General features: G+C 54.7%; 25 protein-coding genes. 10 read left to right on the top strand and 15 right to left on the bottom strand.

What is annotated here, in order from left to right; genetic code table 11:
- Positions 1–9: 9 nt before the first annotated feature.
- The 3 genes from ACS603_RS04840 to ACS603_RS04830 form a co-directional block, all read right to left on the bottom strand.
- Positions 10–1068: a bifunctional transcriptional activator/DNA repair enzyme AdaA gene (locus ACS603_RS04840; RefSeq protein ID WP_474943850.1), complete on the bottom strand. Its 1059-nt coding sequence runs from the start codon at positions 1066–1068 to the stop codon at positions 10–12.
- On the bottom strand, positions 1052–1390 hold the full coding sequence (locus ACS603_RS04835; protein ID WP_474943849.1) for an isocitrate lyase/phosphoenolpyruvate mutase family protein: 339 nt from the start codon (positions 1388–1390) through the stop codon (positions 1052–1054). The genes ACS603_RS04840 and ACS603_RS04835 overlap by 17 nt, the downstream gene beginning before the upstream one ends.
- Before the next feature lie 146 nt (positions 1391–1536).
- Entirely contained in the window at positions 1537–2400 is an 864-nt protein-coding gene (locus tag ACS603_RS04830) for a YicC/YloC family endoribonuclease (protein WP_182063163.1), read from the bottom strand.
- A 125-nt stretch (positions 2401–2525) separates the two neighbouring features.
- Between ACS603_RS04830 and rph the strand changes: the two genes are divergently transcribed.
- Positions 2526–3242 carry a ribonuclease PH gene (gene rph / locus ACS603_RS04825; protein ID WP_014068346.1) on the top strand — a complete coding sequence of 239 codons (717 nt, stop codon included), beginning with the start codon at positions 2526–2528 and terminating at the stop codon, positions 3240–3242.
- A gap of 72 nt (positions 3243–3314) precedes the next feature.
- Positions 3315–3956 (top strand): orotate phosphoribosyltransferase, encoded by a 642-nt coding sequence (gene pyrE, locus ACS603_RS04820; protein ID WP_182063164.1) that lies wholly within the window; start codon positions 3315–3317, stop codon positions 3954–3956.
- A 40-nt stretch (positions 3957–3996) separates the two neighbouring features.
- Here the strand turns inward: pyrE and slmA are convergent, their stop codons facing one another.
- The 3 genes from slmA to coaBC all read right to left on the bottom strand — a co-directional run bounded on the left by slmA (position 3997) and on the right by coaBC (position 6361).
- Positions 3997–4593 (bottom strand): nucleoid occlusion factor SlmA, encoded by a 597-nt coding sequence (slmA, locus tag ACS603_RS04815; protein WP_166718145.1) that lies wholly within the window; start codon positions 4591–4593, stop codon positions 3997–3999.
- Positions 4594–4713: 120 nt separating this feature from the next.
- Positions 4714–5172 carry a dUTP diphosphatase gene (dut, locus tag ACS603_RS04810; RefSeq protein WP_014068349.1) on the bottom strand — a complete coding sequence of 153 codons (459 nt, stop codon included), beginning with the start codon at positions 5170–5172 and terminating at the stop codon, positions 4714–4716.
- Entirely contained in the window at positions 5150–6361 is a 1212-nt protein-coding gene (coaBC, locus tag ACS603_RS04805) for a bifunctional phosphopantothenoylcysteine decarboxylase/phosphopantothenate--cysteine ligase CoaBC (RefSeq protein WP_474943895.1), read from the bottom strand. Before coaBC ends, dut begins: the two co-directional genes overlap by 23 nt.
- Before the next feature lie 175 nt (positions 6362–6536).
- Here coaBC and radC point away from each other — a divergent pair, with 175 nt between their 5' ends.
- The 4 genes from radC to mutM all read left to right on the top strand — a co-directional run bounded on the left by radC (position 6537) and on the right by mutM (position 8727).
- Positions 6537–7202: a RadC family protein gene (gene radC, locus ACS603_RS04800; RefSeq protein ID WP_182063166.1), complete on the top strand. Its 666-nt coding sequence runs from the start codon at positions 6537–6539 to the stop codon at positions 7200–7202.
- Positions 7203–7418: 216 nt separating this feature from the next.
- Positions 7419–7655, top strand: a complete 237-nt coding sequence (gene rpmB, locus ACS603_RS04795) for a 50S ribosomal protein L28 (protein WP_002436699.1) — start codon at positions 7419–7421, stop codon at positions 7653–7655.
- Positions 7656–7677: 22 nt separating this feature from the next.
- Complete coding sequence (gene rpmG, locus ACS603_RS04790) at positions 7678–7845, top strand: 50S ribosomal protein L33 (RefSeq protein ID WP_003024094.1); 168 nt, start codon at positions 7678–7680, stop codon at positions 7843–7845.
- Between the two features lie 72 nt (positions 7846–7917).
- Positions 7918–8727: a bifunctional DNA-formamidopyrimidine glycosylase/DNA-(apurinic or apyrimidinic site) lyase gene (gene mutM / locus ACS603_RS04785; RefSeq protein WP_166718143.1), complete on the top strand. Its 810-nt coding sequence runs from the start codon at positions 7918–7920 to the stop codon at positions 8725–8727.
- Positions 8728–8775: 48 nt separating this feature from the next.
- On the opposite strand, the gene coaD is transcribed toward mutM, so the two are convergent.
- The 4 genes from coaD to ACS603_RS04765 form a co-directional block, all read right to left on the bottom strand.
- On the bottom strand, positions 8776–9255 hold the full coding sequence (gene coaD / locus ACS603_RS04780; RefSeq protein WP_474943848.1) for a pantetheine-phosphate adenylyltransferase: 480 nt from the start codon (positions 9253–9255) through the stop codon (positions 8776–8778).
- 3 nt (positions 9256–9258) lie between these two features.
- Complete coding sequence (locus tag ACS603_RS04775; protein WP_474943847.1) at positions 9259–10029, bottom strand: glycosyltransferase family 2 protein; 771 nt, start codon at positions 10027–10029, stop codon at positions 9259–9261.
- Positions 10029–11303: a lipid IV(A) 3-deoxy-D-manno-octulosonic acid transferase gene (gene waaA, locus ACS603_RS04770; protein WP_474943846.1), complete on the bottom strand. Its 1275-nt coding sequence runs from the start codon at positions 11301–11303 to the stop codon at positions 10029–10031. The genes ACS603_RS04775 and waaA overlap by 1 nt, the downstream gene beginning before the upstream one ends.
- Positions 11304–11370: 67 nt before the next feature.
- Positions 11371–12354, bottom strand: coding sequence for a glycosyltransferase (locus tag ACS603_RS04765; protein WP_446491872.1), 984 nt, complete (start codon positions 12352–12354; stop codon positions 11371–11373).
- 157 nt (positions 12355–12511) lie between these two features.
- Between ACS603_RS04765 and ACS603_RS04760 the strand changes: the two genes are divergently transcribed.
- Positions 12512–13615, top strand: a complete 1104-nt coding sequence (locus ACS603_RS04760) for a glycosyltransferase family 4 protein (protein WP_182063171.1) — start codon at positions 12512–12514, stop codon at positions 13613–13615.
- Here the strand turns inward: ACS603_RS04760 and ACS603_RS04755 are convergent.
- Genes ACS603_RS04755 through rfaD form a run of 5 tightly spaced genes read right to left on the bottom strand, consistent with a single transcriptional unit; the run spans position 13594 to position 18774 of the window.
- Positions 13594–14703: a glycosyltransferase family 4 protein gene (locus ACS603_RS04755; RefSeq protein ID WP_474943845.1), complete on the bottom strand. Its 1110-nt coding sequence runs from the start codon at positions 14701–14703 to the stop codon at positions 13594–13596. The two genes, ACS603_RS04760 and ACS603_RS04755, sit on opposite strands and share 22 nt — an antisense overlap.
- Positions 14700–15803: a putative lipopolysaccharide heptosyltransferase III gene (gene rfaQ / locus ACS603_RS04750; protein WP_474943844.1), complete on the bottom strand. Its 1104-nt coding sequence runs from the start codon at positions 15801–15803 to the stop codon at positions 14700–14702. The genes ACS603_RS04755 and rfaQ overlap by 4 nt, the downstream gene beginning before the upstream one ends.
- Positions 15796–16782, bottom strand: coding sequence for a lipopolysaccharide heptosyltransferase RfaC (rfaC, locus tag ACS603_RS04745; RefSeq protein WP_474943843.1), 987 nt, complete (start codon positions 16780–16782; stop codon positions 15796–15798). Before rfaC ends, rfaQ begins: the two co-directional genes overlap by 8 nt.
- A 3-nt stretch (positions 16783–16785) precedes the next feature.
- Positions 16786–17832, bottom strand: coding sequence for an ADP-heptose--LPS heptosyltransferase RfaF (rfaF, locus tag ACS603_RS04740; RefSeq protein WP_182063175.1), 1047 nt, complete (start codon positions 17830–17832; stop codon positions 16786–16788).
- Positions 17833–17841: 9 nt separating this feature from the next.
- A complete protein-coding gene (gene rfaD, locus ACS603_RS04735) occupies positions 17842–18774 on the bottom strand; it encodes an ADP-glyceromanno-heptose 6-epimerase (protein ID WP_182063176.1) in 933 nt (310 codons plus the stop codon).
- A gap of 215 nt (positions 18775–18989) precedes the next feature.
- Here rfaD and kbl point away from each other — a divergent pair, with 215 nt between their 5' ends.
- The 3 genes from kbl to ACS603_RS04720 all read left to right on the top strand — a co-directional run bounded on the left by kbl (position 18990) and on the right by ACS603_RS04720 (position 22977).
- Positions 18990–20186 carry a glycine C-acetyltransferase gene (kbl, locus tag ACS603_RS04730; protein WP_446491876.1) on the top strand — a complete coding sequence of 399 codons (1197 nt, stop codon included), beginning with the start codon at positions 18990–18992 and terminating at the stop codon, positions 20184–20186.
- 9 nt (positions 20187–20195) lie between these two features.
- Entirely contained in the window at positions 20196–21221 is a 1026-nt protein-coding gene (tdh, locus tag ACS603_RS04725; protein ID WP_474943842.1) for an L-threonine 3-dehydrogenase, read from the top strand.
- A 175-nt stretch (positions 21222–21396) separates the two neighbouring features.
- Positions 21397–22977, top strand: coding sequence for a phosphoethanolamine transferase (locus ACS603_RS04720; protein ID WP_474943841.1), 1581 nt, complete (start codon positions 21397–21399; stop codon positions 22975–22977).
- Position 22978 lies beyond the last annotated feature (1 nt).

Below are 22978 nucleotides of genomic sequence, written 5' to 3'. Positions count from 1 at the left end.
ACCAGTTATTCAGGTAAGCACTTTCCTGATTTTAGCTTCGTGGCTAATCAACCATTCTTTACGCGCAATACCCCCGCCGTAGCCGGTCATTGAGCCATCTTTTCCAATAATGCGATGACACGGGATAACAATCGCGACACGATTCGCGCCATTCGCTGAGGCAACAGCACGCACGGCAGTCGGTTTGCCAATCTCCGTCGCAAGGGCCTGATAATGTGCGGTATCACCAAACGAAATGCCCTGTAATCCCTGCCAGACGCTTCGCTGGAACTCGCTGCCGGGTGTATCAAGTGCCACATCGAATGATTGTCGCAGGCCGGCAAAGTATTCCCCAATTTCTTTCTCAGCCTGGCGGGTATGGGCGTTTTCCCCTGCGATGATGTTCGCCCTGAACAGATGTTGCAGATCCCTGAATTCGGTTTCCAGCGCCCGACGGTCGACAAATTCCAGCAGACAAACCCCGCGCTCAGTGGCGCAAACAAACATTGGGCCTAATGGGGTGGTAAAGCGATGAATGAGGATTATCTCTTTGCGTGTACCGGGCGAAGAGCCCGTCAGTTTTTTGCAGGTGTAGCCAAATCCGCTCAGGGATCCGTAACCATTGTCGAACGCGACGTCGGTCGTTGAGCGGCCGGTTTTTAGCTCCTGTAGTGCCACGTTAACCCGCTGCATCCGCTGAAAGGCCTGAAACGTTATCCCGTGGTTTAGCAGGAACCAGCGCCGTACTCGCTCCGGGCTGATGCCGTTCTGACGCAGTTCAGTATCGCTGACGCGTTCTTTGGGTTGTTCGCGCAGAAGCCTTCGCGCGTGTTCAATGAAATCAGGCGCAGAACTGGCGTTCTCTGTTGGGCGACACACCTTGCACGGGCGGAACCCGGCATCCAGAGCGGATTTAAAGTCAGTATAAAATTCAACGTTCTCTCGTTTGGGTTTTCGCGCACGGCATACCGAAATGCAAAACACGCCGGTGGTTTTAACGCCCACGAAAAAAACGCCGGTAAATTCTTCTGCGCGGTTGAGCAACGCCTGGTACCAGATATCGCACTGGGTGTTATCGGTTATTTTCATGGCCAAAAATGTCCGAGAAAGAGTGGGTTGCCTGAATCTTACAGAGTAAATCTGTGAGCCGCGCTTGCAGGGTAGCATGGATAAAATTACCCATCGAAATGCGCTTTACACCCAGCGTGGCCAGAGTATTGAAATCTGGCAGGGCAGGCATACACATCACGTTTAAGGGTACAGTTATTTTGCTGGCAAGGGCGGCAATAGCGGCGCTGGACGTACCCAGTGCGTGATATCCCGACTGTTCGGCGGCGAGAGCACTGCTGGCATCCCAGACGCTGGCGATAAGCAATGGCTGGGGCTGATGGTGAAGCGCGTTGAAGTCCATGATTTTCTCCTGTTGTGATGTGCAGTATGAATGTGCCGCGTCAGGCACAACTCTCACAACCGAAAATCGGACGAGCATTTTTTCGTGGGCGCAAAATGAAAAAAGCCACTGTTTCCAGTGGCCTTTTCTCACGGTACTGCGGGAGATTATTCGATGTTCTGGATCTGCTCGCGCATCTGCTCAATAAGCACTTTCAGCTCAATGGCAGAATTAGTCACGTCGGAATTGATGGATTTAGACGCCAGGGTGTTCGACTCGCGGTTAAACTCCTGCATCATAAAATCGAGGCGACGACCTACGGCTTCTTTTTTCTTCAGAATGTTGTAGGTTTCTTTCACGTGCGCTTCCAGACGGTCCAGCTCTTCTGCAACGTCCACACGCTGCGCCATCAGCACCAGCTCTTGTTCCAGACGGTTGTTTTCTAACTGAACTTCGGCTTCTTCCAGCTTCGCTACCAGGCGTTCGCGCTGCCATTGCAGCACTTCTGGCATATGGGCACGGACTTTGGTGACTTCGGTGCTGACACCTTCAAGGCGTTGCTCAATCAGGGCTTTCAGCGCCTGGCCTTCGGTTTCACGGGCAACGATAAAGTCATCCAGAGTGCCATCGAGGGCGGCAAGGATTTCCGCAGCGATAGCATCCAGATCCTGTTCACCGGCGGCCATGACGCCAGGCCAGCGCAGAATATCAACCGGATTGATTTCGCCTTCATCGCTTTGCATTTTGACCCAGTTCGCCGCATTGACGAGCTGTTTGGCCAGTTTTTCGTTGAGGATCAGTTCACCCTGTGCGCTGGCATCAGGCTCAAAACGCAGGTTACATTCTACTTTACCGCGCGTCAGGCGAGAGCGGATACGCTCACGCACAACAGGCTCAAGGCTGCGGAACTGCTCCGGCATACGGAAATAAGTTTCCAGGTAGCGCTGGTTTACCGAGCGCATTTCCCAGGTCGCACTGCCCCAGCTGCCCTTGATTTCACGCCGGGCGTAGGCGGTCATACTGCGGATCATAGACATTCCCGTTTTTAAAGGAGAGATGGGGGGATTATAGCTTTCAGGACTTTGTCAGGATAGGAATAAGCGCGTTTAATCCGTATAATGCGCAGCCACATTCGTTTCAAGCCGGAGAATTCATCATGCGTCCAGCAGGTCGTAGCGCCAATCAGGTACGCCCCGTCACCCTGACCCGTAACTATACAAAACACGCTGAAGGCTCCGTGCTGGTTGAATTTGGTGATACCAAAGTTCTGTGCACCGCGTCCATCGAAGAAGGTGTACCGCGTTTCCTGAAAGGTCAGGGCCAGGGCTGGATCACCGCCGAATACGGCATGTTGCCGCGTTCGACCCATACCCGTAACGCGCGCGAAGCGGCGAAGGGCAAGCAGGGCGGTCGTACCATGGAAATTCAGCGTCTGATCGCACGTGCGCTGCGCGCCGCTGTTGATCTGAAAACGCTGGGCGAGTTCACCATCACCCTGGACTGCGATGTTATCCAGGCCGACGGCGGTACGCGTACGGCATCCATCACCGGCGCCTGTGTTGCTCTGGCTGATGCCCTGAATAATCTGGTTGCTGCGGGCAAACTGAAAACCAACCCACTGAAAGGGATGGTTGCCGCAGTGTCTGTGGGTATCGTGAATGGCGAAGCGCTCTGCGACCTGGAATATGTTGAAGATTCCGCCGCAGAAACCGATATGAACGTGGTAATGACCGAAGATGGTCGAATTATTGAAGTGCAGGGCACGGCAGAAGGCGAGCCGTTCACTCACGAAGAGCTTCTTACCTTGCTGGCTTTGGCCCGAGGGGGAATTGAATCCATTGTAACGACGCAGAAGGCGGCGTTAGAAAATTGATTTTAAAGGAGACTGATGAGTCGCCTTTTTTTTGTCCGTAGAAAAGCAAAAAGTCATTTGAGGAGTAAGCCCATGAAACCGTATCAGCGCCAGTTTATTGAGTTTGCGCTTAACAAGCAGGTACTTAAGTTTGGCGAATTTACGCTGAAATCCGGGCGTAAAAGCCCCTATTTCTTCAATGCCGGGCTGTTTAATACCGGGCGTGATCTGGCCCTGTTAGGCCGTTTCTACGCAGAAGCGCTGGTGGATTCAGGGATTGATTTCGACCTGCTGTTTGGCCCGGCTTACAAAGGCATTCCGATTGCGACGACTACCGCTGTTGCGCTTGCGGAACACCACGACCGCGATGTGCCGTACTGTTTTAACCGTAAAGAGGCCAAAACCCACGGTGAAGGCGGTAACCTGGTAGGCAGTACGTTGCAAGGCCGCGTGATGCTGGTGGACGATGTGATCACTGCCGGTACGGCGATCCGCGAATCAATGGAAATCATCCAGGCTAACGGCGCAACGCTTGCGGGCGTGCTGATCTCTCTGGATCGTCAGGAGCGTGGACGCGGCGAAATTTCGGCGATTCAGGAAGTGGAGCGTGATTACGGCTGCAAAGTGACGTCAATCATCACCCTGAAAGACCTGATTGCGTATCTGGAAGAGAAACCAGAGATGGCGGACCACCTGGCATCGGTGCGTGCGTACCGGGAAGCGTTCGGCGTATAAATATATAGCCCGGTGGCGCAACGCTCACCGGGCCTGGATCCTACTGTAATTGTGCTGCCACTAACGGCCAGCGGGCGTCAAAATCGTCCGTTGGACAGTATTTGAATTCGCTACGCACAAAGCGGGAGAGCATACCCTCGCAAAACGCCAGGATCTGGCTTGCCAGCAGTGTTTCGTCAGTCACATACCCTTCGCCTTCACGCATTTTCTTCTCACGCAGTACCTGGCGCAGCTGCGCTTCGATGCGTTCAAAGAGCTGGTTAATGCGACCCTGGAGTCTGTCCTGTTCAAACATCAGCGCGTGGCCGGTCAGAATGCGGGTTAAGCCTGGGTTACGTTCACCAAAACCCAGAATCAACAGCACGATCAGACGCAGGCGTGCGGTGGTGTCTTTCTCATCTTTCAGAATCAGGTTGATGCGTGTGATCAGGCTGTCTTCGATAAACTCGATCAGGCTGTCAAACATCCGGGTTTTGCTGGGAAAATGACGGTATAGCGCTGCTTCTGACACGCCAACAGAGGCGGCCAGTTTTGCAGTGGTGATGCGTTGACTGCCATCGCTGGATTCAAGCATCAGAGCCAGAGATTGAAGTATTTCTTCGCGACGATTCCTTTTCGCAGTTTGTTTTTCTGCCATGTTACAAAATACCCCTGAAAATAATCACTTGCCAGGCTGGCATCCACGCAGCGACCGCAAACTGGCGTTTGCGGTTTTTTATTGCATTATGGCGCTGTGGGACGCGTATTTATTGGGCGATTATTTCCGCCCGGAATGGCCGAAGCCGCCTTCGCCGCGGTCGGTGGCGTCAAAGTCTTCCACCAGGTTAAATTCTGCCTGCACCACCGGTACAAATACCATCTGCGCGATGCGTTCGCCCGGTTCAATGGTGAAGCTGTCCTGACCGCGGTTCCAGACGGAAACCATCAGTTGACCCTGATAGTCAGAGTCGATCAGACCGACCAGGTTACCCAGCACGATACCGTGCTTATGACCCAGGCCAGAGCGAGGCAGGATCACTGCTGCCAGCGACGGGTCAGCAATGTGAATCGCCAGCCCGGTCGGGAGCAGGGTGGTTGCACCCGGCGCCAGCTCTACGGCGTCATCGAGACAGGCACGCAGGTCAAGACCGGCAGAGCCGGAGGTGGCATAGGTTGGCAGCGGGAATTGCTGACCAACACGCGGGTCCAGAATCTTAACGTCGATTTTTTTCATCATAACGGGTAACGATCTCGTCCAGTAATTGTTGGCCCAGGAGTTCCTTGCGCTCAAGCGGTAAGACTTTATCTCCATCCTGCCAGAAAAGGTGCAGTGCGTTGCTGTCGCTGTTAAATCCTTGAGTGGCCAGCGATACGTCGTTCGCGCAAATCAAATCGAGGTTTTTGCGGGTACGTTTTTGCCGGGCATATTCTTCCACATTATTCGTTTCTGCGGCAAACCCAACAACGTAAGGGCGAGGATTTTTCAGCGCGGCAACCCCGGCAACGATATCCGGGTTTTTCACCATTTTTATCGTTAATTCATCGCCTTGCTTTTTAATCTTCGCATCAGAAATGGTCTCTGCGCGGTAATCAGCCACCGCCGCACAGCCGATAAAAATCTGCTGGTTGTGCGCGTGAGCTTGCACGACAGCTTCCATTTCCAGCGCCGTTGTTACATCAATACGCTGTACAAAAGGTGGCGTCGGCAGTGACACCGGGCCACTCACCAGCGTGACGTTTGCCCCTCGTTTTGCCGCGGCCTGAGCAATGGCAAAGCCCATCTTACCGGAGCTGTGATTGGTGATATAGCGCACCGGGTCCAGTGGCTCGCGCGTTGGGCCCGCGGTAATCATGATGTTGAGATGTTGCAGATCGTTGACAGGCGCAAAATGGGCTGCGGCCATATCCACAATCGTCAACGGGTCGAGCATTCGCCCAGGGCCGATATCGCCACAGGCCTGGCTGCCGCTGTCTGGCCCCCAAATCAGCAAACCACGCGCGGCCAGGGTCTCCAGATTATGCTGGGTGGCGGCATTACGGTACATCTGCTGGTTCATAGCGGGAACCACTGCAACAGACGCAGGCGTTGCCAGGCAAATTGTCGATACCAGGTCGTTTGCCATGCCTGCTGCAACGCGCGCAATTAAGTCGGCTGTTGCAGGGGCAAGAATAACCAGGTCTGCCCATTTGCCCAGCTCAATATGGCCCATAGCGGCTTCGGCAGCCAGGTCCAGCAGGCTGTCTGATACCGGGTATCCTGAAACGGCCTGAAGGCTCAGGGGAGTGATAAAGGCTTTACCGCCTTCAGTTATCGCGACCCGCACATCGGCCCCGCGCTCGCGCAAGCGGCGTACCAGCTCCGGCGCTTTATAGGCAGCAATACCGCCGCTCACGCCAAGAACGATTTTTTTACCGGCCAGGCTCATCATGATTCTTTCCTGTTGGGTTTCACCAGAGAGCAGGCATTTTATCACAATCCCAAAAGTGGGGTGCTTTTGTCCTTCGGTCACTTTGCGAGGCGATACGCAAGAATGAAAACTGTGCGTCGAACGCGGGACTGGCCTGTGGCAGCATTGACGGCAACCACAAGGAGACAGGGATATGGAACGTATTTCACCCATGCTACCGCGTGAAAAAATGCTGAATTACGGCATCACGTCGCTAACGGATGATGAACTGCTGGCGCTGTTTTTACGCACCGGCACACCTGGGAAAACGGTTTTTACTCTGGCGCGAGAGCTGCTGCAACATTTTGGTTCGCTGCACGGCTTGCTCACGGCTGAGCTTGCAGAGTTTAAGAATGTTGAAGGTATTGGCGTGGCGAAATATGCCCAACTGAAAGGCATTGCAGAGCTTGCCCGGCGTTTTTACAGTGTGCGGATGCTGGAAGAAGATTCGCTCTTAACCCCTGACATGACGAGAGAATTCCTGCAAAGCCAGCTGACGGATGCCGAGCGCGAGATCTTTATGGCGATCTTCCTCGACAATAAAAATCGGGTGCTGAAGCACTGCCATCTGTTTTCGGGAACGCTGAACCACGTTGAGGTTCATCCGCGAGAAATTGTGCGGGAAGCGATAAAAGTGAATGCAGCCGCCGTGATCCTCGCGCATAATCACCCCTCAGGCTGTGCGCAACCGAGCAGAGCCGACAAAGAGATCACCGCGCGCATTATCAAATGCTGTCAATTCATGGACATTCGTGTGCTGGACCATCTGATAATTGGTCGCGGAGAGTACGTTTCTTTTGCAGAACATGGTTGGATTTAGACCATTTCACGCGATCCATCGGGATCTTTGTCTGTTCGGGACTTGAGCACATCGCCGAGTCAGCGTATACTACGCCACCTTTGAGAATCTCGGGTTTGGCAATTGGGCCTGGCAATCGAGAGTTCGCTTAGAACTGCGATGACCGGGCTGTAAAGCCTGACGAGGCGCCGATACCCCATACGAAGCTCGAGCTAATTTGATTTTTGGAGAATAGACATGTCCCGAGTCTGCCAAGTTACTGGCAAGCGTCCGGTGACCGGTAACAACCGTTCCCACGCACTGAACGCGACTAAACGCCGTTTCCTGCCGAACCTGCACTCTCACCGTTTCTGGGTTGAGAGCGAGAAGCGTTTTGTCACCCTGCGTGTATCTGCTAAAGGTATGCGTGTTATTGATAAGAAAGGCATCGATACAGTTCTGTCTGAACTGCGTGCCCGTGGCGAAAAGTACTAAGTACTTAACGAGGAACTAAATCATGGCTAAAGGTATTCGCGAGAAAATCAAGCTGGTTTCTTCTGCTGGTACAGGTCACTTCTACACCACCACGAAGAACAAACGTACTAAGCCGGAAAAACTGGAACTGAAAAAATTCGATCCAGTTGTACGCCAGCACGTACTGTACAAAGAAGCTAAAATTAAATAATTTTAGTCTCCTTGTATTGAAAAACCCCGCTCCTGCGGGGTTTTTTGCATTCTGACTCTCAACGGAGGAACCATGCCTGAATTACCTGAGGTAGAGACCAGCCGCCGCGGTATTGAACCCCATCTGGTTGGCGCGACTATTCTTCATGCTGTCGTTCGCAATGGCCGTCTGCGCTGGCCGGTTTCCGATGAGATCCATGCCCTGAGTGATAAACCGATTCTGAGCGTGCAGCGCCGCGCCAAGTATCTGCTGCTGGAGCTGCCGGATGGCTGGATAATCATCCATCTGGGGATGTCCGGGAGCCTGCGGATCCTCAGTGAAGAGTTACCTGCCGAAAAACACGACCATGTTGATCTGGTGATGAGCAATGGCAAAGTACTGCGCTACACCGACCCGCGCCGCTTTGGGGCGTGGTTGTGGACCAAAGAGCTTGAAGGGCATAGCGTGCTGGCGCATCTGGGGCCTGAGCCGCTCTCTGACGCCTTTAACGCAGACTACCTGAAAGAGAAGTGTGCGAAGAAGAAAACCCCGATCAAACCCTGGCTGATGGATAACAAGCTGGTGGTGGGCGTGGGTAATATTTACGCCAGTGAATCCCTGTTTGCCGCGGGCATTCATCCCGACCGTCTGGCGTCGTCGCTGTCGGCTCAGGAGTGCGAACTGCTGGTCAGAGTGATTAAAGCGGTACTGCTACGCTCTATTGAGCAGGGTGGAACGACACTGAAGGACTTTCTGCAAAGCGACGGTAAGCCGGGCTATTTTGCGCAGGAGTTGCAGGTATATGGGCGTAAGGGTGAGCCGTGCAGAGTGTGCGGGACACCGATTATTGCCACGAAACACGCTCAGCGCGCCACGTTCTACTGCCGTCAGTGCCAGAAGTAATACAGTTTTAGGCCGGGCAAGCGCAACGCCGCCTGGCAATCAAAAGGGTTACTTCAGCTTCTCCATCAGCGCCTGATGGACATTCACCGGCAGGAAGTGGGTCACATCGCCGTGATGACGGGCGACCTCTTTCACCAGCGTGGAAGAGATAAACGACCACTCTTTTGACGGCATCAGGAATACGCTCTCCAGATCCGGCATCAGATGGCGGTTCATGTGTGCCAGCTGCATCTCATATTCGAAGTCAGCCACCGCGCGTAACCCACGGATCAGGATATTGGCCTGCTGGGTACGGGCGAAGTTAGCCATCAGGTCACTGAACCCCACCACTTCAACGTTCGACAGGTGTGAAATCGCATCGGTGGCGAGCTGTACGCGATCGGGCAGATCGAACATCGGCTTCTTACTGGGGCTGGCAGCAATCGCCAGAATCACCTTGTCGAACATGCTCGCTGCACGGGTGATGATATCAAGATGGCCGTTGGTGATCGGATCGAAGGTACCCGGATAAATCGCTTTTGTGCTCATGGCTCACGTTTTCTCTGAGTAGCCGCGGCTAAGCGCCCACAGCTCGGTGTATTTGTTAAATGTATACTGAGCATTCACGACCGCCAGTAACCAGCCCTGTTTTCCGTCCAGCACCCCGCCACGCAGCAGCAAGGTTTTCAGAAATGCTCCGATCGTATGGGTGAAAATACCGGTCAGCGTTGCCTTCTTGCCACGTTGATGGCGTTCCTGTGCCCATGCGGTAGCGTAGTTGAGCTGTTTACGCTGGAAGCTGGCGAAATCGCGGCAGGTCAGGTGCAGTAAATCACCGTTTAAGGCAACTACCGGAGCGTTATCGCAGGCCAGGGATTCATGCACCAGGTTATCGTTGTACTGGTAACGCTCGCGCTCATACAAACGCATCACACGGTCAGGGTACCAGCCGCTGTGGCGCATAAACCGGCCGAGAAAGTAGTTACGACGCGCGATGCTGTACACAGCACCTGACTGAGGCGCGGCGAGCACGCCCTGAATCGCCTGCTGGAGCTCTGGCGTAATGCGCTCGTCGGTGTCGATCATCAGCACATAATCGCCGGTCGCGTAAGATTGCGCGCGTTGACGCTGCACGCCATAACCCTGCCAGTCCGTATTGGTGTACACCTTCACGCCTGCTGCACGGGCTATCTCTGCCGTGTTGTCCTCACTGCCTGAATCGAGGAGGACAATTTCGTCAGCCCAGGCCACAGAGTCCAGGCAATCGGGAAGCAGGTCGGCGGCGTTTTTGGCGATCATGACGACCGACAGACGCTGAGACATTAATGGCTCCGCTGAGGCAGATAAGGTTGAAGAAGTTGCAGCAGACGGGTCAGTGCGCCCTGGTTCTGATGCAGCACCTCGACGGCATGGCGGCCATACCACAGACGGTAATCTTCGTCAGTCAGAAGAGTCGCTACCTCTTTGACCACCGAGTCCGCATCGGTCACGGTAATTAAGCCATCGGCTTGCTGCAATTTAGCGCAGATATCTTTGAAATTAAATGTGTGTGGGCCCATCAGCACTGGAATCGCGTGCGCCGCAGGCTCCAGCGGGTTATGACCGCCGCGCTCGACCAGGCTACCGCCCACAAAGGCGAGGTCGGCAATTCCGTACAGCAGCATCAGTTCGCCCATCGTATCGCCAATCACCACCTGGGTGCTACTGGACGGGATCTCGCCGCTGCTACGCAGGGTGAAACTGAAACCGCCTTTCTGCACCATCTCGCGGGCGTCTTTGAAACGTTCCGGGTGACGAGGGACCAGAATCAGCAGTAAGTCCGGGAATTTTTCCAGCAGCTTACGGTGCGCTTGCAGGATAATCTCTTCTTCGCCGTCGTGGGTACTGGTGGCAATCCAGACCTGGCGGCGCGGGGCCCACTGGCGACGCAATGTGACTGCGCGTGCGGCGAGCTCGGGCGTGACCGAAATATCGAATTTCAGGCTGCCGGTCACCGCCAGCTGGTTGCGCTTGAGGCCAAGAGAGACAAAGCGTGCAGCGTCTTCTTCGTTCTGCGCGGCAATCAGCGTGATTTTGCCAAGCAGGCGACGCATAAATTTACCCAGCTTGCCGTAGCCTTTTGCCGAGCGCTCAGAGAGGCGCGCGTTGGCGATAACCAGCGGGATTTTTCGGGCATGAAGAGCGGAAATCATATTCGGCCACAGTTCGGTTTCCATCACGATCACAAGCTTTGGGCGAACGGTATTCAGGAAACGATTCATGGCGCAGGGCAGATCGTAAGGCAGATAGACGTGATGCACGCCTTTGCCAAATGCGGACATAACGCGCTCTGAGCCGGTCGGGGTCATGGTGGTGACGGTTATCGGCAAAGAGGGGTAACGGTGGCGCAGGGCGCGTACCAGCGGAATAGCCGCCAGCGTTTCGCCAACAGAAACGGAATGCAGCAAAATACCGTCCGGGGCGACTTTATTGCGGCAATAGCCATAGCGTTCAGCCCAGCGTTTTCGGTACGCAGGCGCTTTACGGCTACGAAGCAACAGTCGCAGCCACACCAGTGGCTGAATGATGTAGAGCAGAGCGGTATACAACAATTCCAAGCGATTATCCGTTTTTTTTAGTTTCGGCGGGCAAATTCTAAGCATTTAAGCCAGGTAAAGCTATCTCTTATGCCAGATACCGCTTTAAACGGAAATAACGGCGGCCCAGGCGCCAGTGCTGGCGAAGCCCACGGGCGTTTTTCCAGATAAGTGCCCAGATCCCGCGATCGAACAGCTCCTGGATAATTTCACGTTTTTTGGCCGTATCGCCAATGTTGTTAATCGCGTGCAGGATCCCCAGACCCTCTTTCGCGATTTGCCACTGGCAGGCCGGCACGCGGCGCACGGCATCCGGGTAGCGCTGGTTGATAACGTCCAGCATCTCAAGGATTTTCATATAGTGGCGCGCGTTACGCATCCGCGAGTCATCCGTGCCCGGCGTGTGTGATACCGATGCGGAATGTATGAGATAGTCGTAGAAGGTTTCGTCTGTGTACTGAACGCGTTTGGCGGTCAGCAGCACTTCGGTCGTCCACGGGATATCCTGGTGGCGCAGTCCATGCTCGAACGTGAACCCCTGCGCTTTAATAAACGCGTGGCGATAAATATTAAGCCAGGTCACATGCAGGAATTTACGCGATGCCAGCGCGCGCTGAAGCCAGGTTGGGCCGTCCAGCACGTCGGTGGATTGCAGTTTGTCGGACGGGAAGATTTTTTTCGCAGGTCTGCCGTCATCGTAAATATAGGTGCCGTTACAGGTGGCGACGTCGAGATCGTTTTTCTTCGCCATCTCCAGCAGGCGTGGGTACATGCCCGGGTAAATCACATCGTCGATGTCCGGGAACGCGACATACTCGCCTGTGGCCTCAGCCAGACCGGTGTTACGAGCGGCAGAGACGCCCTGGTTGGTCTGTTCGATGACCTTGTAATACGGGAATTCACTGGCGTATTGCGCAATGATGGCCGCAGAGTTATCGCTTGACCCATCGTCCACAACGACAAGTTCCAGACTGTCCAGATGTTGAGCTTTGATGCTGTCGAAAAATGCACTCAGGAATTTTTCACCGTTATAGACGGCGACCACAAGGCTCAATAAAGGTGTGTCGGACATGCTTTCTCCGTTGTGTTCAGGGCAGGCCACCCATGTTGGTGGTACCATTCGTGCTGTATTATATCTGGTGGATACTAAAAACATATGCCTGTAGGGACAAAGATCCCGTCAGGCGGCAAATTAGCGTCACGCTGGCGAGATTCATAACAGGAAATGTATGCATATTGTTCACACTGAAGCAGACGGTGGTAAAGGCGGGCAGCCTTTGCGCATTATTAACGAATCGTTAGGCATGATTCAGCGTGGCCATCAGGTGACCATTCTTTGCCCGGAAACCGCGCCGCTGCACGCGATGGCGAAAAGCGCCGGGCTAACGGTTGTCACCATGCCGTTAAAGCGTAAGAACCTTAAAAATCTGCAATTGTTACGTCGCTGGCTGAGTGACAACCGTAAATCGATTGATGTCATCAATAGCCATAACTCAGCTGATACCTGGCTGGTGGCACTGGCAAACCTGACGCTGTCGAACCCTGTGCCGCTGGTGCGCACGCGCCATGCCTCTGGTGTGCCGCGTAATAACTGGACGACCCGCTGGCTGTTCCGTAAAGCCTGTGCCCATATCGTCACAACCGGTGAAGCGCTGCGTCATCAGGTGGCGAATATTGGCGTACCCATGTCCCAGAGCACATCCGTGCCGAGCGGTGTGGATACGCAGCGTTTTCACCCGGCGGATAAACACGACGCCCGCGTGCACTGTGGATTGTCGCAGGAGGATTTCTGGCTGGGGGTGGTGTCGCATCTGCGTCCGAACAAAGGCCACAGTGTGCTGCTGCGCGCCCTGGCGCAAATCGATAACCCACACATCAAGCTGGCGATTGTCGGGGAAGGGCCGCACAAGGCAACGCTGGAGCAGGAAATCGTCGGCCTGGAATTGCAACAGCGCGTAGTGATGGCGGGGCATCAAAGCGACCCTGAGCGCTGGTTCCCGGCGTTTGATATTGCGCTGAGTCCTTCACACGATATGGAAGGTGTTCCTCAGGGCGTTCTGCAATCGCTGGCGTCTCGTATTGCCACTATCGCGACCGATGCCGGCGGGACGGCGGATGCAGTGATTGATGGTCAGACGGGGATTCTGGTCGCCCAGCGTGATGAAAAAGCGCTGCACGATGCCATCGAGAAACTGTATAACGATGCAGCTCTTCGCGAGAAGCTGGCGCAGCAGGGTTATGATTACCTGAGCACCCACTTTACCCGCGAATGTATGCTGGACGCGATGGAGAAAGTCTTCTCTGAAGCGGCTCAGCGCAGCAGGTCGCGATAAAGCGCCTGGAGCTCTTTTGCCATTCTGTCCAGGGTGTAGGGTTCAGCGGTTGCGCGAGCAGCTGCTGAATAATCAACGCCCTGACCACGGCCTTGCAGCCAGTGGGCGATAGCCTGCTGATAGCCTTCACTGTCGAGCGCGTCGCGCACCCAGCCGTTTTGACCTTCAGTTATCCATTCTGCCGCGCCGCAGCCGTGGCTGGTGAGCAGCGGCAGACCGCAGGCCAGCGCTTCCACGCAGACATTCGGGAACGGATCGTAGAGCGTAGGCAGGATCAGCGCGTCCGCCGTGCCGTAAACTTCCCGCACATCTGCAACCGGCCCCAGGAAATGCACGCGTGACGCCACGCCGAGCGTCTGTGCCAGCTTTTCAAATTTGCGCGCGTGTTTATCGCGACCGGCAACCAGCAACCAGACGTCAGAATGCGGGACAATGGCACGTAACGCGGTGGCCACGCCTTTACGGCTAAAACCAGACCCGACATACGCCAGCACTGGCGCATCTTCGGGGATGCCGAGCGCATCACGCTGCGACAACGCGCGGACATCCGGGCTGAAATGCGCCGTATCCACACCGTTGTAGATCACGGTCAGTTTGTCATCCGACAAAGCAAAACGGCGGGCGATGTCATCACGCACCATCTTTGAGTTGCAGATAACGGTGCGCAGTTGCGGATGGGTAAACATCTGCGCTTCAGCCTGCAAAATATAGTGGTGATAACGGCTGAATGACTGCGCCCAGCGTGCCAGCGGCGATAAAATGCGACCATACTGCTCAAGCCATGTGGCGTGTACGCCATCGCCTGCGCGGAAAATGGTTGCCCCCGGAATTCGCTCATGGCTTTGCACAATATCGAACTGAGCAAAATGCGAGGCTGCTTCCACCGCAAACCCGGACTCGCGGGCAATACGGTTACGGAACGGCGGGTTTACCGTCAGTGTTTTCCAGCCTGAAGCATCTTCCCACTGGCGGGCAATCAGCGTGACATCCAGGGTTGTGTCCTGAGCCAACACGTTCAGCGCGCGGGAAACAAAACGCTCCGCGCCGCCGTTGGGGTTGTAGGTCTGTCGGACGATCGCCAGCTTCATGCAGGATATTCCAGCAGCAGGGTATCAATAGCGCTCAGCACCTGTTGCGGGGTAATGGCGGTGATGCAGTCGGAAACGCCACCGTCACCGCAGCCCGCCTTGCCGCAAGGCTGGCAGGTAAATCCGGCGGTGATCACGCGATAATTCACACCCCACGGTGCCCACTTGATTGCCCCGGTTGGGCCAAAGATAGCCACGGTCGGGGTCCCTACGGCACTGGCGAGGTGCATTGGCATGGAGTCAACGCCGAAGTAAATACGCGCGTGCTTCATCAGGGCACCCAGCTCTTTCAGGTTCAACTGACCGCTTAAATCAAACACCGGCTGGGTAAGCGCAGCACGCAGCTCATCCATATACGCGGTTTCTTCTTTTGACGGCGCGGCAGAGAGGATAATCGGCAGGCCACGAGCCGCCAGGTTATCGATTGTTGCCGCCAGCTTTTTGATATCCCAGGCTTTAAACATCCAGCGCGACGTCGGGTGCACCAGAATGTAGGATTTACTCTGTAGACCAAATCCGGCCAGTTTCTCAGCTATGGAGGTTTCCGCCGCGTCACCCGGTACAAACAGGGTATGTTTGTCTTCATCAGACTGCGGGTGAATACCGATCCGGCGCAGGGCGTCCAGATTCACTTCCACCATGTGGCGGCTGTTGTCCTGAATCGCCGGGTAGAGCGTGGTGAAGGATTTCACCCAGCGCCGACGTGCCAGCCCACCGCGTTTATCCGGCTTAAAGCCGACAGAGACACGCGGCTTCAGCCGACGCGCCAGACGCGCGCCGTGCCAGTGTTCGGTAAGGTTAATCAGCACATCGTACTGACGTCCTTTCAGCGTATTGACCAGAGCACGATACAGACGGTACTGCTCGAACCAGCCCTTTTTGCGCCAGTTGCGACCAATGGTATGCACCTGATCGATATGCGGATGGCTGGTCAGCATCGCCTGCGTGTCGTCGTAGACCAGCGCGTCGACTTCAACATTCGGCCAGTTCTTTTTCAGCACGGTAAAGACCGGCGAGGTAAGCAGTACGTCACCGTGGTGACGCAGCTTAATGATCAGCACGCGCTTTGGTGGGCGCTCCGCTGAGAAAAAATCAGACATAGGCTCTCTCTGCTGCCAGCAAAGGCTCTAATTGCTCAAATACCGCAGCGGCGCTGAGGTCGCTCAGCTGCGATGAATGTTCCGGACGGCAGATATATTGATTTTTTCCGTAGCCGCCGATAAGACCCGGGTCCGTTGGGCCGTAAAGCGTAATATTAGGTCTATCCAGTGCGGCCGTCAGGTGGCTCAGGCCAGTATCTACCGATACCACTGCCGTCGCGCCCGCCAGCTCTTGTGCCACGCCATCGAGCTTCATGCGTGGCAAGACGTCCACGTAATCAAACCCTTCTGCCAGGCGTTTGGCGCGCGCCTCTTCATGCGGGGCACCCCACGGCAGTTTGATGCGCAAACCTGCGCTACCCAGTAAACCGATCAGCTCACGCCAGTGGGTTTCCGGCCAGTGTTTGTCATCCCGGGTGGTGGCATGGAGGAAAATCAGATAAGGCGCGCTAAGTTGCTGTGAATTATGGAGGAAATGCTGCGAAATGGCGTAATCGCCCTGCATTTCAGGTTTGGCATAACCCAGGCTTTTGGCGAACAGTTCACGGGTACGTTCCACCGCGTGCTGCTGTTTCGCAATATGATGGCGACGGTTATAGAACAGGCTTGCCAGCGGTTCGCGGGCGCTTTGCCAGTCCATGCCGTGCTTTACGCCGTGCGCCAGTCGCGTCACCAGCGCGGCGCTTTTGACCAGCCCTTGCGCGTCGATGATGGCATCGTAATGCTGAGCCTGCACCGCATCGCGAAACGCTTTGCGCTCGGCTTTAATCGGTGCGGAGAACCACGCCTTACGCCAGCGGCGGATAGCCACCGGGATCACACGGTCGACCGCTTCATGCCAGGTGGGGATCTGCGCGAAACCTTCTTCCACCACCCAGTCAAAACGAATGCCGGGAATGGCTTGCATCGCGTCCGTAAGGGACGGCAGCGTATGCAGTACATCGCCCATCGAAGAGGTTTTAACGATCAATACCCGCATTCGTTATCCTTCTTCGCTCAACAGCAGTTCGTTAAGCTCTTCGAGCACGCGCTCTGGCGTAATGTCGATCAGGCTCTGATGATAGCCTTGTGCCGCATCGCCTTTACGCACTTTGTGGTAGCCGGTGATCAGGCGAATAACACGCGCCTTGTGTGACAGCGGCGGGGTGAAGTCCGGGCTGCTTGGGCCATAAAGGGCAACCAGCGGGCGGTTAAGCGCAGCAGCAACGTGCATCAGGCCAGAATCGTTGGTGACCACGGCTTTACAGGCGGCAATCAGAATAACCGCTTGCTCCAGCTGGGTTTCCCCGGCCAGGTTACGGCACCAGGCCTGCTGTTCTGTGCTCAGTGTGGCAAGGATTTCATTGCCCGCTTCGTGATCTTTCGCCGAGCCGAACAGGACAATCTGGTTGCCTTCGTCGATAAGCTGTTTTGCCAGTTCGGCGTAGTGATAGTGCGGCCAGCGTTTTGCCGGGCCGAACTCTGCGCCAGGGCAGAAACCGATCATTGGGCGTTCGTCCGAAATACCAAACGCGTTGCAGGTCTGGGATTTTTCGCCATCGTTAACCTGCAACTGCGGCCACAACAGCGGCTGCGGCAGGTCTTTCGCACTGCGCATCACGCCTTTGTCGTAGGCCAGCGCAACATAGCGCTCCACCATCAGTGGCCAGGCCGCTTTATCCAGCACTCGGGCGTCGTTCAGCAGGCCGTAACGCATTTCACCGCGCCAGCCGGTGCGATGAGGCACGCCAGCAAAGAAGGGTACTAAGGCGGATTTAAACGAGTTGGGCAGCACGTAAGCGCGATCGTAGCGCTTTTCGCGCAGGCTGTGGCCGAGCTTGCGGCGTTCACCGATTTCCAGCGCCCCGTGGCCCAGCGGCATCGGGATAGCGTCGTTTACTTCAGGCATCCGCGATAACAGCGGACGGCACCATGCAGGTGCCATCACGTCGATTATCGCCTGGGGATAGCGCGCCTTGAGCGTGCGATAGAGACTTTGCGACATCATCATGTCGCCCACCCATGACGGGCCGATCACCAGTATCTTCATGCTTACTTCTTACGCGTCGCGGTTCAGCCAGGCCATATATTCCGTTACGCCTTCGGCAACGGTCTTGAACGGCTTGTCGTAGCCCGCGGCACGCAGGTTGGTCATGTCAGCCTGAGTGAATGCCTGGTAGCGGCCTTTCAGCTTTTCCGGGAACGGAATGTATTCAATGCTGCCTTTTTTGTGATACGCCAGGGTTGCGTCCGCAACGGCCTGGAAGGATTCTGCACGGCCCGTACCCAGGTTGAAGATACCGGACACGCCGTTTTCCCAGAACCACAGGTTCACCGCGGCAACGTCGCCAACATAAACGAAGTCACGCTTGAAGCTATCGCTGCCTTCGAACAGTTTCGGACTTTCGCCATTATTCAGTTGGGTGTTCAGGTGGAACGCAACGCTCGCCATGCTGCCTTTGTGGCCTTCACGCGGCCCGTACACGTTGAAGTAGCGGAAGCCCACGATCTGGGAATTTGCTTCAGGCAGAACCTGACGCACGTATTCGTCGAACAGGAACTTAGAGTAGCCATATACGTTCAGCGGCTGCTCATATTCACGGGATTCGATGAAGTTTGACGTACGGCCGCCGTAGGTTGCCGCAGAAGAGGCATACAGGAACGGAATTTCACGCTCCAGGCAGTAGTGCAGAATCTCTTTGGAGTACTGATAGTTGTTGTCCATCATGTACTTGCCGTCCCACTCGGTGGTGGAAGAGCACGCACCCTCGTGGAAGATAGCTTCGATTTCGCCGAACTCTTCACCTGCCATAATCTGGATAAGGAAGTCTTCTTTATCCATATAGTCAGCAATGTTCAGATCCACCAGGTTTACAAATTTGGTGCCGTCTTTCAGGTTGTCCACCACCAGGATGTCGGTGATGCCTTTGTCATTGAGAGCCTTAACAATATTGCTGCCGATAAAGCCCGCGCCGCCGGTAACGATAATCATAACTGTAACCTTTGAAGTGTGGAGCCCGGGGACAATCCCGGACGCTAATGTTTCTATCATATCATTAGTATGGCGACCCTACAGCCATTCACCGACATCGCGCATGGGTACGCGTGATTTATGCTACAAAAACGAGAAGAGATAATGTGTCATCTCGTCATGAAGTATAGGTTTGGGTAATATGTGCCGAAATTTGCCGAGTCTGGAGAATTGCAATGCGTGGTGATTTTTACAAACAGTTAAACAGCGACCTGGACACCGCACGCGCGGAAGGGTTGTTCAAAGAAGAACGCATCATCACTTCTGCACAGCAGGCGGACATCACCGTCGCCGATGGCAGCCATGTGATCAATTTTTGTGCGAACAACTATTTAGGTCTTGCGAATCACCCTGAGCTGATTGCCGCTGCGAAAAACGGCATGGACACCCATGGTTTCGGTATGGCCTCCGTACGCTTTATCTGCGGTACGCAGGACAGCCACAAGCAGCTTGAGAAAAAGCTGGCGAGCTTCCTCGGAATGGAAGACGCGATCCTGTACTCCTCTTGCTTTGATGCTAACGGCGGCCTGTTTGAAACGCTGCTGGGCGCAGAAGATGCGATTATTTCCGATGCGCTGAACCACGCCTCCATCATCGATGGCGTGCGTCTGTGTAAAGCGAAGCGTTTCCGCTATGCCAACAACGATATGGCTGAACTGGAAGTACGCCTGAAGGAGGCGCGTGAAGCGGGCGCTCGCCATGTGCTGATCGCCACCGACGGCGTGTTCTCAATGGACGGCGTGATCGCCAACCTTAAGGGCGTGTGTGACCTGGCGGATAAATACGATGCGCTGGTGATGGTCGATGACTCTCATGCGGTGGGCTTTGTGGGCGAAAATGGTCGTGGGTCGCACGAATACTGCGACGTGATGGGCCGTGTGGACATCATCACCGGCACGCTCGGTAAAGCACTGGGCGGCGCGTCCGGCGGCTATACCGCAGCGCGTAAAGAAGTGGTCGAGTGGCTGCGTCAGCGTTCCCGTCCGTACCTGTTCTCCAACTCCCTGGCACCAGCCATTGTTTCAGCCTCCATCAAAGTGCTGGAGATGGTGGAATCAGGCGCGGAACTGCGTGACCGTCTGTGGTCCAATGCGCGTCTGTTCCGTGAAAAAATGAGTGCCGCAGGCTTTACCCTGGCCGGTGCTGACCACGCGATCATCCCGGTAATGCTGGGCGATGCGGTTGTGGCGCAGAACTTTGCCCGTGAACTGCAAAAAGAAGGGATTTACGTTACCGGGTTCTTCTTCCCGGTGGTGCCAAAAGGTCAGGCGCGTATTCGCACCCAGATGTCTGCGGCGCATTCGCCTGAACAAATTGAACGTGCGGTTGAAGCCTTTACCCGCATCGGCAAACAACTGGGCGTGATTGCCTGAGGACGTGAGATGAAAGCGTTATCCAAACTGAAAGCAGAAGAAGGGATTTGGATGACCGACGTGCCGGAGCCGGAAGTCGGTCATAACGATCTGCTGATCAAAATCCGTAAAACCGCCATCTGCGGTACTGACGTCCATATTTACAACTGGGACCAGTGGTCGCAGAAAACCATTCCGGTACCTATGGTGGTTGGCCACGAATATGTCGGCGAAGTGGTTGGCATTGGTCAGGAAGTGAAAGGCTTCAAAATTGGCGATCGCGTGTCTGGCGAAGGTCACATCACCTGCGGCCATTGCCGTAACTGCCGCGGTGGTCGTACGCACCTGTGCCGCAATACCGTGGGTGTGGGTGTCAACCGTCCTGGCTGTTTTGCGGAATATCTGGTGATCCCGGCATTCAACGCGTTCAAAATCCCGGACAACATTTCCGACGATCTGGCCTCCATCTTCGACCCGTTCGGTAATGCGGTGCATACGGCGCTGTCGTTCGATCTGGTGGGTGAAGACGTGCTGGTGTCTGGTGCTGGTCCGATCGGCATTATGGCTGCGGCAGTGGCGAAACACGTCGGCGCGCGTAACGTTGTTATCACTGACGTGAATGAATATCGTCTGTCGCTGGCACGCAAAATGGGCGTTACCCGTGCTGTGGATGTCTCTAAAGAGAGCCTGAACGACGTGATGGCTGAGCTGGGCATGACCGAAGGCTTCGACGTGGGCCTGGAGATGTCTGGCGCACCACCGGCGTTCCGTACCATGCTGGATACCATGAACCACGGTGGCCGTATCGCCATGCTGGGTATTCCGCCGTCAGACATGTCTATCGACTGGAACAAGGTGATCTTCAAGGGTTTGTTCATCAAAGGCATCTATGGCCGTGAGATGTTCGAAACCTGGTACAAGATGGCTGCACTGATCCAGTCTGGTCTGGATCTGTCGCCAATCATTACTCATCGCTTCTCTATCGATGAGTTCCAGCAGGGCTTTGACGCAATGCGTTCAGGCCAGTCCGGGAAAGTTATCCTGAACTGGGATTAAGCTGCTCTCTGGCACCCGTTTTACGGGTGCCTGTACACGTTTTAGCGGTTTGACTTTCCAGGGGTTACTTGTTAACTTCTGGCGAATTTTTCTCCACAGAGTCTTCTCCGCGCGTTCATTCTTGCAGTCATAATGATTACGTCAGGAAAGATTTTGCCAGGCTAATCAGGTCATTATGTCCACATTGTTTTCGCAAAAGTTGGTTGATACCCCTTCACGGCTTGCCGCTTTTTTAACTGTAGTTGTTTCCCTGCTAATAGTTATTGGCGTTAATATTGTAAATGCTAAATATAATGCGGTGATTAACCGAACGCTGGTTTTTGTACTGATATTGCTGACGTTAAAGTGCATAAATAACAAATTTATTAAAAACGTACTGGCGGTAGTTTTATTAATTCCAGTCGCGGCTGATCTTACCCTTCAGTTATATGCGTGGAATAACTTCAATTCAGCATTTAGCTATGGGTTTGCGCTCAGCGTATTAAATACCACGCCGGGTGAAGCCAGTTCGATGCTCGGGCTGTACTGGCGTGAATGCATTATCTTTGTGGCGTTTTCCGCGCTGTTTATCTATACCGCCAACACTGGCGGATGGCCTGTTGCACCACGTTTTCGTCGCTGGCCGGTTATTGCGCTGGCATTAACGCTCGCAGCCTTTATCGGCCAGGCCTGGCAGCATCAGCTCAGAAGAAGTAATGTCGAAAGCATGGCGCAGCGCGTTGTGCAGGCCACGCCAGTCAGTACCGCAAAAGTGTTTATGCAGGCGATAGAAGATAACGCGGTGGTCGCTAATATCGGCAATAACATTCCCGATTATAAACTCACGCTGTCGGACACCGGGATTGAAAACTATGTGCTGATCATTGGTGAGTCAGAGCGCACGGCAAACATGGGTATCTATGGTTATCAACGGGATACCACGCCAGAGCTGGAGAAACAAAAATCGCAGCTTTTGCTGTTCCGCAATGCTGTAACTCCCGCACCTGTCACCATTATGGCCGTGCCATTAGCAATGACAGCCGATACCGTGGGCAAGCGCGATCCGCATAAATACAGTGATAATGTCATTAATATCGCCAATAAAGCGGGGTATGACACCTACTGGTTTAGCCGTCAGGGCAAGGGCGGGGCGCATAATAATGTCATTACCGGCATCGCCATGAACACCAGGCAGCATCAGTGGGTAGAAGGGGGCTATGATGAAGACCTGCTTCCGTTACTGAATGATGCGCTGAAAAAACCGGGCAAAAAAATCATCGTTTTGCACCTGTACGGTAGCCACGAGCCAGCCTGTCGACGTTTCCCGGCAAGCCAGGCCGTTCTGAGTGGCGGCAGCGAAGCCGATGATTGTTACGATAACTCGGTGCGTTACACCGATACTCTGATGGGAAATGTATTCCGTACTCTGGAAAACTCGCGTTCATCGGTGATGTATTTTTCCGATCACGGTCTGATTCGTGATCCGCAGCGTTCGGTGGTTTACTCTCACGGCAACGTTAACCCTCCCAGAGAGGCCCTGCAGATCCCGATGTTTATCTGGTACGGGCAACAGGTTGATTCTAAAAATAAACTCATCGGCGACTATAATAAGCCCTGGTCCGCTGATGATGTAAACACGCTCGCGGAGTTGTGGTTAGGCATTCATCGTCAGGGAGAGCCTGAGCAGTCGGTGCAGTCCTGGCTTGCCAGTTACGATAAGAATGTGACGGTGCTGGATACGACAGGTAAGTCGTATGAATGGCGCAATATTCGTTAAC

It is taken from the genome of Enterobacter sp. Li2LvB3 (assembly GCF_056156645.1).
The sequence above is the reverse complement of the archived record's forward strand: the minus strand, read 5'-3'. Positions and strand labels throughout refer to the sequence as shown.